This is a genomic window from Celeribacter sp. ULVN23_4, from assembly GCF_054788345.1.
This window is the reverse complement of the sequence record NZ_JBTVYO010000014.1, coordinates 1-13,596: the sequence shown is the minus strand read 5'-3', so window position 1 is coordinate 13,596 and position 13,596 is coordinate 1. Positions and strand designations below refer to the sequence as shown.

14 protein-coding genes are annotated in these 13,596 nt (G+C 60.9%); 6 read left to right on the top strand and 8 right to left on the bottom strand.

Translation table 11 applies throughout. From position 1 onward, the window contains the following. Positions 1–134: 134 nt before the first annotated feature. From ACYBHZ_RS18900 to ACYBHZ_RS18865, 8 genes are all read right to left on the bottom strand, one after another. On the bottom strand, positions 135–341 hold the full coding sequence (locus tag ACYBHZ_RS18900; protein ID WP_460275873.1) for a hypothetical protein: 207 nt from the start codon (positions 339–341) through the stop codon (positions 135–137). 38 nt (positions 342–379) lie between these two features. Then, positions 380–571 (bottom strand): hypothetical protein, encoded by a 192-nt coding sequence (locus ACYBHZ_RS18895; protein ID WP_460275872.1) that lies wholly within the window; start codon positions 569–571, stop codon positions 380–382. 129 nt (positions 572–700) lie between these two features. Further along, positions 701–1,036: a TraR/DksA family transcriptional regulator gene (locus tag ACYBHZ_RS18890; RefSeq protein ID WP_460275871.1), complete on the bottom strand. Its 336-nt coding sequence runs from the start codon at positions 1,034–1,036 to the stop codon at positions 701–703. An 88-nt stretch (positions 1,037–1,124) separates the two neighbouring features. Continuing rightward, positions 1,125–2,252 carry a FliM/FliN family flagellar motor switch protein gene (locus ACYBHZ_RS18885; RefSeq protein WP_460275870.1) on the bottom strand — a complete coding sequence of 376 codons (1,128 nt, stop codon included), beginning with the start codon at positions 2,250–2,252 and terminating at the stop codon, positions 1,125–1,127. 90 nt (positions 2,253–2,342) lie between these two features. Then, entirely contained in the window at positions 2,343–5,048 is a 2,706-nt protein-coding gene (locus ACYBHZ_RS18880) for an ATP-binding protein (RefSeq protein WP_460275869.1), read from the bottom strand. Next, positions 5,048–5,392 (bottom strand): hypothetical protein, encoded by a 345-nt coding sequence (locus ACYBHZ_RS18875; RefSeq protein ID WP_460275868.1) that lies wholly within the window; start codon positions 5,390–5,392, stop codon positions 5,048–5,050. Before ACYBHZ_RS18875 ends, ACYBHZ_RS18880 begins: the two co-directional genes overlap by 1 nt. Beyond that, positions 5,385–5,762, bottom strand: a complete 378-nt coding sequence (locus ACYBHZ_RS18870; protein ID WP_460275867.1) for a response regulator transcription factor — start codon at positions 5,760–5,762, stop codon at positions 5,385–5,387. Before ACYBHZ_RS18870 ends, ACYBHZ_RS18875 begins: the two co-directional genes overlap by 8 nt. A gap of 256 nt (positions 5,763–6,018) precedes the next feature. Continuing rightward, entirely contained in the window at positions 6,019–7,362 is a 1,344-nt protein-coding gene (locus ACYBHZ_RS18865) for a short-chain fatty acyl-CoA regulator family protein (protein WP_460275866.1), read from the bottom strand. 402 nt (positions 7,363–7,764) lie between these two features. Between ACYBHZ_RS18865 and ACYBHZ_RS18860 the strand changes: the two genes are divergently transcribed. The 6 genes from ACYBHZ_RS18860 to ACYBHZ_RS18835 all read left to right on the top strand — a co-directional run. Then, on the top strand, positions 7,765–9,105 hold the full coding sequence (locus tag ACYBHZ_RS18860; RefSeq protein WP_460275865.1) for a substrate-binding protein: 1,341 nt from the start codon (positions 7,765–7,767) through the stop codon (positions 9,103–9,105). Positions 9,106–9,346: 241 nt separating this feature from the next. After that, complete coding sequence (locus ACYBHZ_RS18855; RefSeq protein WP_460275864.1) at positions 9,347–10,378, top strand: branched-chain amino acid ABC transporter permease; 1,032 nt, start codon at positions 9,347–9,349, stop codon at positions 10,376–10,378. A gap of 4 nt (positions 10,379–10,382) precedes the next feature. Next, the gene (locus ACYBHZ_RS18850; RefSeq protein WP_460275863.1) at positions 10,383–11,624 is read left to right on the top strand and encodes a branched-chain amino acid ABC transporter permease; all 1,242 of its coding nucleotides are present in this window, start codon (positions 10,383–10,385) and stop codon (positions 11,622–11,624) included. Positions 11,625–11,626: 2 nt separating this feature from the next. After that, positions 11,627–12,388: an ABC transporter ATP-binding protein gene (locus tag ACYBHZ_RS18845; protein ID WP_460275862.1), complete on the top strand. Its 762-nt coding sequence runs from the start codon at positions 11,627–11,629 to the stop codon at positions 12,386–12,388. Between the two features lie 9 nt (positions 12,389–12,397). Next, a complete protein-coding gene (locus tag ACYBHZ_RS18840) occupies positions 12,398–13,162 on the top strand; it encodes an ABC transporter ATP-binding protein (RefSeq protein ID WP_460275861.1) in 765 nt (254 codons plus the stop codon). 86 nt (positions 13,163–13,248) lie between these two features. Continuing rightward, a partial coding sequence (locus ACYBHZ_RS18835) for an acetyl-coenzyme A synthetase N-terminal domain-containing protein (RefSeq protein WP_460275860.1) occupies positions 13,249–13,596 on the top strand: 348 nt, incomplete at its 3' end.

Sequence of the window (13,596 nt, the reverse complement as noted above, 5' to 3'; positions counted from 1 at the left end):
AACCTCGCCCGCCCTGTGTTCTTCCTGCACCGCCTCAATACGTGTGCATCTTATCCACAGGTTATCCACATAATGCGGGGCCGCCGCCGCGATGGCAAGATAACAAATCCTGTCAAATCGCGGGCTTGGCGGCCTCACTTATGCGGGTAGAGCGTATCGGCGGAGCGATCTTCCAACTGAGCCTCCAGCCGCACGAGATCTTCCGGCAAGGGCATGCCCAGTGCCGAAAGTTCCGCAAGTTTCTCACGCAGATTTTCTTGCAGGATGTGACGGTCCTCCGGTCGGGCGGCAATCTCGTCCAAGATCATGTAGACCTGTACTTTGAGCGCTTCGAATGCCATGGTGCCGTCCTTTCCCTTTGGGGAACCACATCACCGGATCAAACCGGCATGTTGTCCCAAATGTCATCTGCATCATCGTCCACATCGGGCACAGAACGGAGATAATCCGTCCCCGACGCCTCGATGGTTTCATGCAGCTTGTCTTTCAATTCATTGGCGGTCTTGTCGTCTTTGACGAGATCATCGACGATCTTGTCGATTTCCCGTTCCGTCTTCGTCACTCTGGTCATCTCAACCTCCCTGATGAGCTTAGAGCCACTCGATTTGACTGTCCTGCCTCTTCCCGTTCTTCTGCTCTGGCGTAGGCCGCCAGTGTTCTGATGTCTGTGTTCGGATGTCTGAGTTCAGTTGTTTTCGTATCAGTGTTTGGCTGCCGCCTTGGCCGCGCAATCGCGGCACATCGGCGTATAGGGTAGCACATCGAGGCGCTGTTCGCTGATCTCTTCGCCGCAGACGGCACAATAGCCATACTCACCATCCTCGATGCGCTCCAAGGCGGTGTTGATCATGGCGATCTCGGCCTTGCCGGACGCCCCCATGCCTTCCAGCACCTCATCGCTTTCGCGTTCGGTGGCGAGGTCTTCCCAGTCCTTGGATTGATGCGAATCCAACTCGGCGTCGATGTCTTCGAGGCGACTAGTCAGTTCCGCTTTGCGGTCCAGCAGTTGTGCTTTTCGTTTTCCCAGATCGATCATCGCCTCTCCTCCTTAGACAACGAGCTTCCTCCCAAATCGTCGCGCAAGCCTTGATTCACATCAACAGAAATAACGGTTTCAAGCGGACCTACGCCAACGGCGGCAGCTCTCCCAGGCTTGGAAAACCCTCCTCTTCCCCTTCTCCCAAGGGCGGCAAATCCCCCAAAGGCGGCAGATCACCGAGGGGCGGAAGCTCGCCCATCTCCGCCATATCACCAAGCGGGGGAAGCGCATCCGGCTCCTGTGTCTCGACCGACAAGGCCGGGGACTCAACAGGCGGTTCAAAAGCGCCCGCCAGACCGAACATCTCGTCCTGCTCTCCACCGCACGCCTCCGCTGCGCCGTCCTCTCCCTCAAGGCAGACCACAACGCGCAGCGCACGTTTGCCGTTGATCTGGCCAAGCCGCGCACGGCTCACCAAACGCTCCCCGGCGCGAAGCTCGACACGGGACAGCGCCTCCCGCGGAACAGGCAGCATCAGGCCTTCTTCGAGCCCCGCAACTTCCGATAACGTCAGCGAAACGCGGTGCAGCACCGTCTCCAGCCGGGCTTCTGTTTTCATCACGGCGTCCTGAAACTTGCTCCCGAAATCGCGCCCGACCCCGGCCCCGGCAGTCTGCGCCACCGGCATTATGGGAAAGACCAAAAGCATCTCTCCCGCCCGCCCATCGCGTCCCAAAAGGACCGACAGCCGGTAGAGGCGATAGGGCACATCTTCAAAAGCGATGGAGATGGAGCGTGCTTCGCGCAGCTGCGCGGCAACCGCGTAACCTGCAATCGCGGGCGGATCGGACAGCTCCGAAACCTGCTCCTCGAACAGCCGCAAGAACTGATCACAAAAGGGCGTACACATCACCGCATCGGTGGCCGTCGGCGCGCGCTCTTCGGGGGCCAAGGTCAGCACCTTGCCCGCCGTCTGTTGTTCGACGATAGCGGCAACGGTGTTGCGGTCGAACACCGCCAGCCCATAGGCGTTCCGAGGCCCTTCGAGCAGCGACAAAAGCGCGTGTTCCGGCACCTCACCGGGCAAGCGGGAGATGGCCGTCTTCTCTTCGCGCACATCTGTGACCTGCAACACCAGCCCGAGTGTCTGCTCCGCCGCCTTGGCCGCGGCAATGCGCAGGGCCTTGGCGGGCGACATCGGCTGCACGTCCGGCGGTGGACGCCCCACCCCGGCCTTACGGCGCATCGCGGAAATGATGTCGGCATCGGACATGGTGAACGGGCGTCCCTTGCGGCTGCTCCCGTCCTTTGTCGCGTCTCAAAGTAAATAAATCATTGAGCAGAGGCCACTTTCTCCCGCGCCTCAGCCCCGGCTCCGCACCCGAGGCAATTCGATCCGAAAGGCCGCACCGCCCTGTCCCGGCAGATAGGCAATCGTGCCGCCAAGGTTGGTCACGATCTCGCGGCAAATCGCCAGCCCAAGCCCCGCACCGCCCGCCTTGGCGTGATCGGTAAGCCGCGAGAATTTCTCGAAAATCACCGTCTGCTTGTCCTTCGGAATGCCCGAACCATTGTCGATGAAATCGATCTGTATCCGGTCGCGCCCGAGACGTCGGGTCTCGATCCGCAGCTCCGGCTTCGGCGCATCGCAATATTTGCGGACATTGGCGATCAAGTTGATAAAGACCTGCGCCAAACGATCCGGGTCGGTCTCAATCGCGACATGCTCGGCAATCTCCCCACGCCGAATTTTCAGCGGGCGTCCAACCAGCCCCTCGGCGCTGGCGTTCACAGCCCGGTCAATAACGTCATGAAGGTTGTCGCGCGCCCAGTTGAGCGAGACCTGACCGTTCTCCAACACCGACAGATCGAGCAGATCGTCGAGCAGCCGCGTAAGGCGCTGCGCCTCATCGTGGATGATCGTGGAAAATCGTTCGAGGCTTTCCCTGTCGAGATCGCCCGTCGCGCCGCTGTCGCGCAGAATCTCGGAAAACGCGCGGATGGAGGTCATCGGCGTGCGCAGCTCGTGGCTGATCTGGCTCAGAAAGGCATCCTTCTGGATCGAGAGCGCGGTCAGTTTTTCGTTCGCTTCCCGGAGCTTGCGCGCGGTACGGGTCAGTTCTTCGGATTTTTGCTCAAGCTGGTTCGAATATTCCATGATCTGAGCGGTCTCGTCCGCCACCGCCATCAGATCTTCGACCGAAACCAAAACCCCACCCGCGATCTGCGCCAGCATCGCATGGGCGGTCGCGGCCCCCACGGACCCCGCGAGTTCGCGCTCCAACCGCTCCAAGAATTCCGGCGTCGTGTCGGGCAGATAGCCCTCCTTACCTTGCGTTGCCGCCTCGGATTGGAACAATGCCTGCGCCTCTGACGGGCCAAGGATGCGCTGCGCCATGACCAGAAGGTCTTCCGCCTCGGCAAAGCCATGCGACCAGCCCCGCGCCGTTCCGGAATGTTCGAACACATTGACGAATTGCGCGCCCTGCAAACGCTCCACCGGGCGCGGGAAGGAGAACAGCGAGCCAATGAGAAACACCAGCGTGTTGAGCGCCAGAGACCAGCTCACCGCATGCACCACCGGATCGACGCCGGTCACGCCGAACAGAGCTTGCGGCCTGAGCAGCGCAAGACCAAGCGGCCCATGCTCCAAAAGCTCCGGCGTGAACCCGGCAGCGGCCCCGAAGGACGGCAGGAACATCGTATAGGCCCAGACGACAAAGCCCGTGACCACGCCGAGGATCGCCCCGACCCGCGTCGCTCCACGCCAGAAAATGCCGCCCAGCATGGCGGGCAGCACCTGCGCCACGCCGGTGAAAGAGATCATGCCGATGGAGGCCAGCGCTTCCGAGCCGCCAGAGAAGTGGAAATAGAGATAGCCGAGGACCAGAACGCCGAAAATCGACAGGCGGCGGGCGTAGAGCACGACCCGGCGCACATCGCCGGAAACCATCGCCCCGCCCTTGCCTTTGCGCACGGAGAGCCAGATCGGCATGACGATATGGTTCGACACCATGGTAGACAGCGCGATGGCGGCGACGATGACCATGGAGGTGGCGGAGGAAAACCCGCCAAGAAAGGACAGCGTCGCCAAAGCGCGTTGATCGAAATGCAGTGGCAGGGTCAGCACGAACATATCCGGGTTAGAGCCTTCGGGCAGAACTTGAAGCCCGACAACAGCGATCGGGATCACGAAGAGCGACATGCCGAAGAGATAAAGCGGAAAGGCCCAGCCCGCCGTGAACAGGTGGCTCTCATCAGAATTCTCGACGACCAACACCTGAAACATCCGCGGCAGGGTCAAAAGCGCCGCCGCCGACAACATCGTCAGAGCGATCCAGCGCGTGCCATAGATCGGATGCTGCGCCACCGGCGAGGCGTCGATGCGGCCCATCATATCGTCCAGCCCGTCGGCCAATCCCCAGACCACGAAGACGCCCACCGCCACGAGGGCGAAGAATTTCACCACCGCTTCCAATGCGATGGCGGTGACAACCCCGTGGTGGCGCTCATTGGCATCGAGGTTGCGGGTGCCGAACAACGACGTGAACACGGCAAGACCCACCGCCACCCATAGCGCCGTCTTGTCGAGATCGGGCAGCACCGCGCCCGAGGGATCGTTCACCCCGAAGACCGCGAAGGACAGCGCAACGGATTGCAGTTGCAGCGCGATATAGGGCGTCGTTCCGATCACGGCTAAAGCCGTGACCAGCACGCCCAAAGTGGTCGATTTTCCGTAGCGCGAAGAAATCAGGTCGGCGACAGAGGTGATCCGCTGCGTCCGCCCGATGCGCACCAGTTTGCGCAAAATCCACCACCAACCGATCATCATCAGTGATGGCCCGAGATAGATGGTGACGAATTCAAGCCCAGAGCGCACCGCATAGCCCACCGCGCCGTAGAAGGTCCAAGCGGTACAATAGATTGACAGCGACAGCGTGTAGATCACCGGCGAACGCAACCAGCCGAGCCGCCCGGCCTCCGCGCGTTTTTCGGCCCAGAAGGCGACGACAAACAACAGGCTCGCATAGGTCAGACAGGCCAGAACAAGGATGTTGAACCGCAGCATCAGCGCGCCTCCCCATCAGGCCCATCAGGAGGGCTTTGCGCCACGCTTTGTTCCGCCTCAGCCTCGCTTTGCAGTCCTTGCGCAGCGAGATCAGAGGCTTCCCCCCGCGCCAGATGCCGCGCCAGCCACGCCGCCGCAATCAGCCCCAGCGCCCAGACCACGAAGACATGCAAAAAGGCGCGCGATCCGGCGCCGACGGGGCGATCCGTGCCCTCGCCGCCCCACAAGAGCGGCAACAACCAGAGACCGAACATCAGGAAGGGCAAAAGTCGCAACGCATCGATGAGACGCCGCCGACGATAAGACGCCCGCGCCAGATACAGCGGCCCGCGCCGTTCAGCCATGCGCTTCCCCGGCCAGGCGTCTGACAATGTCGAGCATTTCGGAATTGGAGAAGGGCTTGGTCATGAAATAAGACACGCCCGCCGCTTCGGCCATATCTCGGTCCTTTTGCTGACCGCGCGCGGTGAGCATGAGGATCGGGCGATTGGCATGATCCGGGTCCGCCCGCAGATCGCGCAATATCTCGAAACCGGATTTGTTCGGAAGCATCACATCGAGGATCACGACATCGGGCTTTTTACGACCGACCGCCTCAACGGCCGTTCCCCCATCAGCATGAGTTTCCACCGTCCAGCCATCCCGCGACAGGATAAACCGGATCGCTTCGATGATGTTCGGCTCGTCCTCAATCAGCAGCACGCGCTTGCCCATGCTTGTCCTCTTCTCCCCCTCGCGTGTCGCTCGTTATGGCGATTTGTCGCGGCCCTGTCAAAAAAATGTGCCAAACACGTCCCTGCGGAACCTCTGCACCCACTCTTCCATACGTTCCTAACGCATGCATCCGCTTCTTTGCTTTTGAGAGCCAACTGCCCTCTGTCCTGACCTTGCTTCGCAGTTTCGACATATTATGGCTAGAGACGAAGGGAGGCCGCGTTTCGATCGTCAGCGGGCCACACGCGTACTGACCTCACTCCTGCTCCGGCGCGTCCAACACCATCGAGGGTTCGCGGCGCGCCGGGCAGTTCATCCGGGCGCAGACCCGGCAGCTTGTTCCGATGCCCTGCACCTCCGCCTCGCGAGGTGTCAGACTCAACCGCTCCAGCGGAATGAACAGCATCGTCGCCTCCACCACTTCTGGCGCATCGAAACTTTCCGGGCGCTGCGGCAGGGCAATCGCATAGGCCAGAAAACGCCGCGCCGGTTGCCCCTGTTGTTCCACCACGCGGCGGATCGGCACCATTGGGCGCAGCAAGGCCTGATATAGCGGCCAGAGCGGACAGGCGGCACCAAAACGCGGCGGCGCGAACCCGTCCAACGGTTTGCGATAGGTCAGCGCGCCCGAACCGTCACAGATCGCAAGCCCCATCGGCAGGCGATCATCGAAGGGCGGAAGGCTCGCCAGACGCCGCATCGCAGACGCCAGATCGACGCCCGCCGTCTGCGCCAAAGCCGCCGGATCGGGACCATGTTCCGCAATCACGGCCTCGACCATCGACAGCGACATCTTCTCCGCCTCGGCCCGCGCCCGGAGCACCCATGTCCGCGCCAGTTTGCGGGCGGGCGCAGAGCGCAAACCACCCTCGCCCGTCAGATCCGGCATCGCCCCGCGCTCCAGTTCCGGCAAGGCAAAATCCCGCGCCGTGAGCCAGGCCTCGACCTCTTCCAGCGGAGAGCTGAGCGTATCCTCGGATTTGCCAACGCTGTCGAGATAGCTCACCAGCGCCTGCGAGCCCTGCGCGAGCCGCTGGCTGTCCTCATAGAGGTTGCGGTGAAAGCGCGCCTGCCAGTCGCGGTCGATCTCTCCCATGCCGTTCAAAATGCCCGCCGTGGAGCGGATCGCCGTCACGGTAGACAGCACCTCATGCAGACTGTCGGACAGGAACGGGTCATGCGCCAGACGGTCGTTCAGCGCCTCGATCCGGCGCTCCAATGCGGTGATCCGGTCGCGCTGCGCCACCACCAACTCGGCCCAGCCCGGAAAGCGCCCTGCGAATTCTTCCGAGCGCTCCGTCTCCGGCTCCGGTGCCGGTTTGCGCCCGGCGGGCAGTGGACGCGCGATGGCGTTGCTGGCGGCATCTTGCAGCCCCTCCATCAGCGGCACATCCGCCCCTTCGGTCAGCACCGAGGGCTCCACCTCCAAAGCGCGGGCCAGATCGATCAGTAATTTTCCGCCGATTCTACGGCGATTGTGTTCGATCAGATTGAGATAGGCGGGCGAGATTCCCACGCTGCGTGCCAAATCCGCCTGTTTGAGCCCTTCCAGCGTCCGTCTTTCACGAATACGCGTGCCTGTCAGTGCCGAACGTGGCATGGTCCCCTCCGAGATCCGGCCAGTCTTCCCCTCTGACCGTTTTCAGGTGCAACATGAAATCCTGTCGCGTTTTCAGGTTGTTTCCGCAGCCGCGAAGGTGGTTCTGCTGCACCTGCGGGAAAATCCATTTACACTGTATACGAATGCATTGTGTATTTCTTCACAAAAAAATCGTTAATATAAAAGCACTTGTTGCTGAGTTTTCGCGTCACCCCCAATACTAATGACATCCTGTTTACACCCGAGAGGGCCGCAAAGACGGCCAAAACGGGAATAGGATCTGCGCATCGCCCGGAGATCGGGGAGGACTTCTGGGCGATGCGCCGAATGCCACGCGGGGCGGTCTGAAACGTAAGGCCCGAGACCCTGCAGGACACATGAAAACTCAGGGAGGAGTTTCCAATGACCAAGACCGATCTGACGCGCCGCCGCGTTTTGAAAACCGGGGCCGTCGCGGGCGCAGGGCTCGCACTGCCGACCATTTTCACCTCGGGTGCATCCGCGTTCACCAACGAGCCGATGGGCGGCAGCGTGACGCTGGGCTTCAACGTGCCGCAATCGGGCCCCTATGCCGATGAGGGCGCGGACGAACTGCGCGCGTATCAGCTTGCGGTCGAACATCTCAACGGGATGGGCGATGGCGGCATGCTGAACACTTTCAGCTCCAAGGTTCTCGAAGGCAACGGCATCCTCGGCAAGAAGGTCGAATACGTCACCGGCGACACCCAGACAAAATCCGACGCGGCCCGCGCCTCCGCCAAATCGATGATCGAAAAAGACGGCGCGGTGATGATCACCGGCGGCTCGTCCTCCGGCGTGGCCGTGGCCGTTCAGGGCCTCTGTCAGGAAGCGGGCGTGATCTTCATGGCGGGTCTCACCCACTCCAACGACACCACCGGGAAAGACAAGAAAGCCAATGGCTTCCGTCACTTCTTTAACGCATATATGTCGGGAGCCGCCCTCGCACCGGTGCTTGCGGCCCGCTATGGCACCGACCGCAAAGCCTATCACCTGACCGCCGACTACACTTGGGGCTGGACGCAGGAGGAATCCATTGCAGCGGCCACCGAGGCGCTCGGCTGGCAGACCGTGAACAAGGTCCGCACCCCGCTCGGTGCGGGCGATTTCTCGTCCTACATCACCCCGGTTCTCCAGACGGATGCGGACGTGCTGATCCTGAACCACTACGGCGGCGATATGGTGAACTCGCTGACCAACGCGGTGCAGTTCGGCCTGCGTGACAAGATGGTGAACGGCAAACAATTCGAGATCGTCGTCCCGCTCTTCTCGCGTCTCATGGCACGCGGTGCTGGCGAAAACATCAAAGGCATTCTCGGCTCCACCAACTGGCACTGGTCCCTGACCGATGAAGGCTCGCAGGCCTTCGTGAAGAGCTTCGGCACCAAATACGGCTTCCCGCCGTCGCAGGCCGCACACACCTGCTACGTGCAGACCCTGCTCTATGCCGATGCCGTGGCCCGCGCGGGCTCTTTCAATCCCTGCGCCGTGGTCGAAGCCCTCGAAGGGTTCGAATTCGACGGTCTGGGCAATGGCAAGACGCTCTATCGCGCCGAGGACCACCAGTGTTTCAAAGACGTGCTCGTGGTGCGCGGGAAAGAAAACCCGACCTCCGAGTTCGACCTTCTCGAAGTGGTCGAAGTCACCCCTGCCGCGCAGGTCACCTACGCGCCGGATCACCCGATGTTCGCGGGTGGCGCGCTTGGGGAATGTAACGCAGGCTAAGCCGATCCACGCAGGGGGAGAGCACCTCCCCCGAGGCAGCCCGAAGACGGGCCTCAAGGGGCCTGAACCGCAACAGCGGCAGGCCCCACCACCCTCATGAAAGCCGGACGGCCGGAAGACATGCGCTTCCGGTCACCCTACCCCGCCGCATGCCTCGCGGGCGGGAACGGGGACGCTCTGTCTGGGGACGTCCAATCTGCCCCCAGCAGATCACACACAGGTCGGGATACAGGGAAAACCAATGGAAACCATTCTTCTGCAATTGCTCAACGGGCTGGACAAGGGATCCGCCTATGCGCTCATCGCGCTGGGGCTGACGCTGATCTTCGGCACTTTGGGCGTGGTCAACTTCGCCCATGGTGCGATCTTCATGATCGGCGCCTTCTGCGCCGTCACGCTCTCGCGCATCCTCAACATCTCCTTTGAGACCGTCGATCCGACGCGCACCGATTTTCTCGGCAATCCGCTCAAAGTCAAAACACCCTATGTCGAGGCCTGGTTCGGCCCCGAATTCGGCCACGCCCTGATCGACTGGGCGGTGCCCTTGGCCATCCTCTTCTCGATCCCGATCATGATCGCCGTCGGCTTTGCCATGGAGCGCGGGTTGATCAAACATTTCTACAAGCGCCCGCATGCCGACCAGATCCTCGTGACCTTCGGCCTCGCCATCGTCTTGCAGGAAGTGATCAAGTATTTCTACGGTGCGAACCCGATCTCCACGCCTGCCCCCGACGCTTTCAAAGGCTCTTTCGATTTCGGCGCGATGCTGGGCTTTGATCCGAACATGATCATCTACCCCTACTGGCGTCTGATCTATTTCGGCTTCGCCGCCCTCGTCATCGGGGCCGTGTTCAGCTTCCTGCAATTCACCACATTCGGCATGGTCGTCCGCGCCGGCATGGCGGATCGCGAAACCGTTGGGCTTCTCGGCATCAACATCGACCGGCGCTTCACCATCATGTTCGGCCTTGCCGCCGCTGTGGCGGGGCTCGCGGGTGTCATGTACGCGCCGATCCTATCGCCCAACTATCACATGGGCATGGATTTCCTCGTGCTCTCCTTCGTCGTCGTTGTCGTCGGCGGCATGGGCAGCCTTCCGGGCGCTGTGGCCGCAGGCTTCCTCTTGGGCATCCTTGAGAGCTTCGCCTCGATGAACGAAATCAAATCCATTCTCCCCGGCATCGACCAGATCATCATCTATGTCGTCGCCATCGTCATTCTCTTGACCCGCCCGCGTGGGCTCATGGGCCGCAAAGGCGTGATGGAGGAATAAGACCATGAACAAGAATTTCCTCGGCTTGAACCGCAAGGACAGCACGTTCCTTCTTATCGTGATCGCGCTGACCCTGTTCACCCCGATCATCCTGCAACCTTTCGCGGCCGGATCGGAGCTGGCACAATTTAACGGTGGCTATCCCGACCTGATGCAGAAAATCGCCATCTTCGGCATCTTCGCCGTCGGCTTCAACATCCTCTTCGGCCTGACAGGATACCTGTCTTTCGGCCACGCCGCCTTCCTCGGCATCGGTTCCTATGCCGCTGTCTGGATGTTCAAACTGCTGACCATGAACGTCATCCCCGGCATCCTTCTTGCCATGCTGGTCTCCGGCCTCTTCGCCGCCGCCATCGGCTATGTGAGCCTGCGCCGCTCGGGGATTTATTTCTCCATCCTGACGCTGGCGTTCGCCCAGATGTGCTACAAGATGGCCTATTCGGTGCTCACGCCGCTGACCAATGGCGAGACCGGGCTGCAACTCACGCTCGACGACCCGCGCATCCTCGACGGCGCGCAGCAAGGCTCGTCCCTGCCGGTCACCAATATCTTTGGCCTGGCGATGAATTCCTCTTATAAATTAGAGGCTTTGGGCCGTGTCTTCACCTTTAACGTCGGCTTCTATTTCTGCGCCGTGATCGCGATCATCGCCTTCTATGTCGCAATCCGCCTGTTCCGCTCGCCCTTCGGGATGATGCTTCGCGCGGTGAAATCGAACCAACAACGCATGACCTACACGGGGCTCGACCCCAAACCCTACACTTTGGCCGCATTCGTGATCTCCGGCATGTACGCGGGGCTTGCGGGCGGGCTTCTGGCGGCGATGGACCCGCTGGCGGGCGCTGACCGCATGCTTTGGACCGCTTCCGGCGAAGTGGTGATCATGACCATTCTGGGGGGGGCCGGGACGCTGATGGGACCAGTCCTCGGCGCAGGCGTCATCAAGTACCTTGAGAACATCTTCTCCAAGATCAACGAAGGCGTCCTGCATGACTGGTTCCATTGGCTGCCGGACGGCTTTGAGGACGTGGTGATCTGGGTCTTTGCCCGCTTCACCGGCGAGGGCTGGCACCTCACCCTTGGCGTCACCTTCATGCTGGTCGTGACCTTCCTTCCGGGCGGTTTGGTCGAAGGCTTGAAACGTCTCTCTACCCGCATCCGCCACGGTTCGCAAAAGCGCGACAAATATGACGATCCGGATCCGGAGCACCGCCCCGACCCGAGCAAACGCGTTGCAGGAGAATGAACATGGGAATTCTTGAAGTCAAAGGCGTCGGCAAACGGTTCGGCGGTCTGCAAGCCCTCGGGGACGTCAATCTCTCAGTGCAGGAAAACACCGTTCACGCCATCATCGGCCCCAATGGCGCGGGCAAATCCACCCTTCTGAACTGTCTCGTTGGCAAGCTCATTCCCGATGAGGGGTCCGTCACTTTCGCGGGCACCTCTGTCCTTGGGAAAAAGCCGCATGAGATCAACCAACTCGGCATTTCCCGCGTGTTTCAAACGCCTGAGATTTTCGGCGATCTCACGGTGATGGAGAACATGATGATCCCGTGTTTCGCCCGTCGCGATGGCGCGTTCCGCATGCATGCCATCGAGTCGATGGAACATGAGGCCGAGCTGATCGACAAGGCCTGCGCTATGCTCGACGATGTCGGCATGCTCGACAAACGCGACATGGTGGCCTCCTCCATGTCACGCGGCGACAAGCGGCGACTGGAGATCGCCATGTGTCTGGTGCAGGAGCCGAAACTCCTTTTGCTCGATGAGCCGACCGCTGGCATGGCCCGCGCCGACACCAATAACACCATCGCTTTGCTCAAGGAAATCAAGGAGAAGCGCGACATCACCATCGCAATCATCGAACACGATATGCATGTGGTCTTCTCACTGGCCGACCGCATCACCGTGCTCGCACAGGGCACACCCCTCGTCGAGGACACGCCCGACAACATCAAGGGCAATCCGAAAGTCAAAGAAGCCTATCTTGGCGAAACCCAACAGGTGTGAGGACAGGACATGAGCGAAGATTTCAACACGGGACAGTTCAATCCCAACGCCAACCACGCCCAAAACGCCCCCGCCTTTTTCTCCGCTTGGGACGTCCACGCCTACTATGGCGAAAGCTATATCGTGCAGGGCGTGACCTTTAACATCCATGAGGGCGAAATCCTCGCCCTTCTGGGACGCAACGGTGCGGGCAAGACCTCCACCCTGCGCGCCCTCGCCCGGCTCGACAGCCCGGCGGTGACCCATGGCGAGATTTGGCTCGACCACGAACGTCTGCACAACAAAAGCTCCTATGAGGCCGCCGTAAAAGGCATCGCGCTCGTCCCCGAGGATCGCCGCATCATTCCCGGCCTGACGGTCGAAGAAAACCTGCAACTCGCGCAGATCGTCGAACCGGTCGGCTGGTCGCTCGATCGTCTCTACGACCTCTTTCCACGCCTTCGCGAACGTCGCAAACAGGAGGGCGTGACGCTCTCCGGCGGCGAACAGCAAATGCTCGCCATCGCCCGCGCGCTCGCCCGCGACATCAAGGTGCTGCTCCTCGACGAGCCCTATGAGGGCCTCGCCCCGGTCATCGTGGATGAGATTGAGAAAACCCTGCGCATCATCAAGGAGCAGGGCATCACCACCGTTCTTGTCGAACAGAACGCCGTGCGCGCCCTGAATCTCGCCGACCGGGCCGTGATTTTGGACACCGGTCAGGTGGTTTATGATGGCAGCGCCAAAGAAGTGCTTGAGAATGAAGCGTTAAGAGCCGAATATCTGGCCATCTGACGCAACATCCGCTCCTGCATGATCGCATGGACGGGACGACGGCCCGCGTGAGGACGTGGGCTGTTTTATTCCTGGGGAGGAACATCATGACCGAAGTGAAAAGCTATCCGCCCACCGGGCAATTCTCAGAGAACGCCCATATCCGTCCGCATGAATACGAAGACCTCTACGCCCGCTCCGTTGAAGACCCTGTGTCTTTCTGGGCGGAGCAAGGCAAGATCCTCGACTGGATGGAGCCCTACACACAGGTAAAAAAGACCTGTTTCGATTTCGGCCGCGTCGATATCAAATGGTATGCCGACGGCGTCTTGAACGTCTCCGCCAACTGTATCGACCGTCATCTGGCCAAAAAATCTCTGCAGACCGCGATCATTTTCGAGCCGGACGATCCCAACGCGCCCGCCCAGCACATCACCTATAAGGAACTCTCAGAC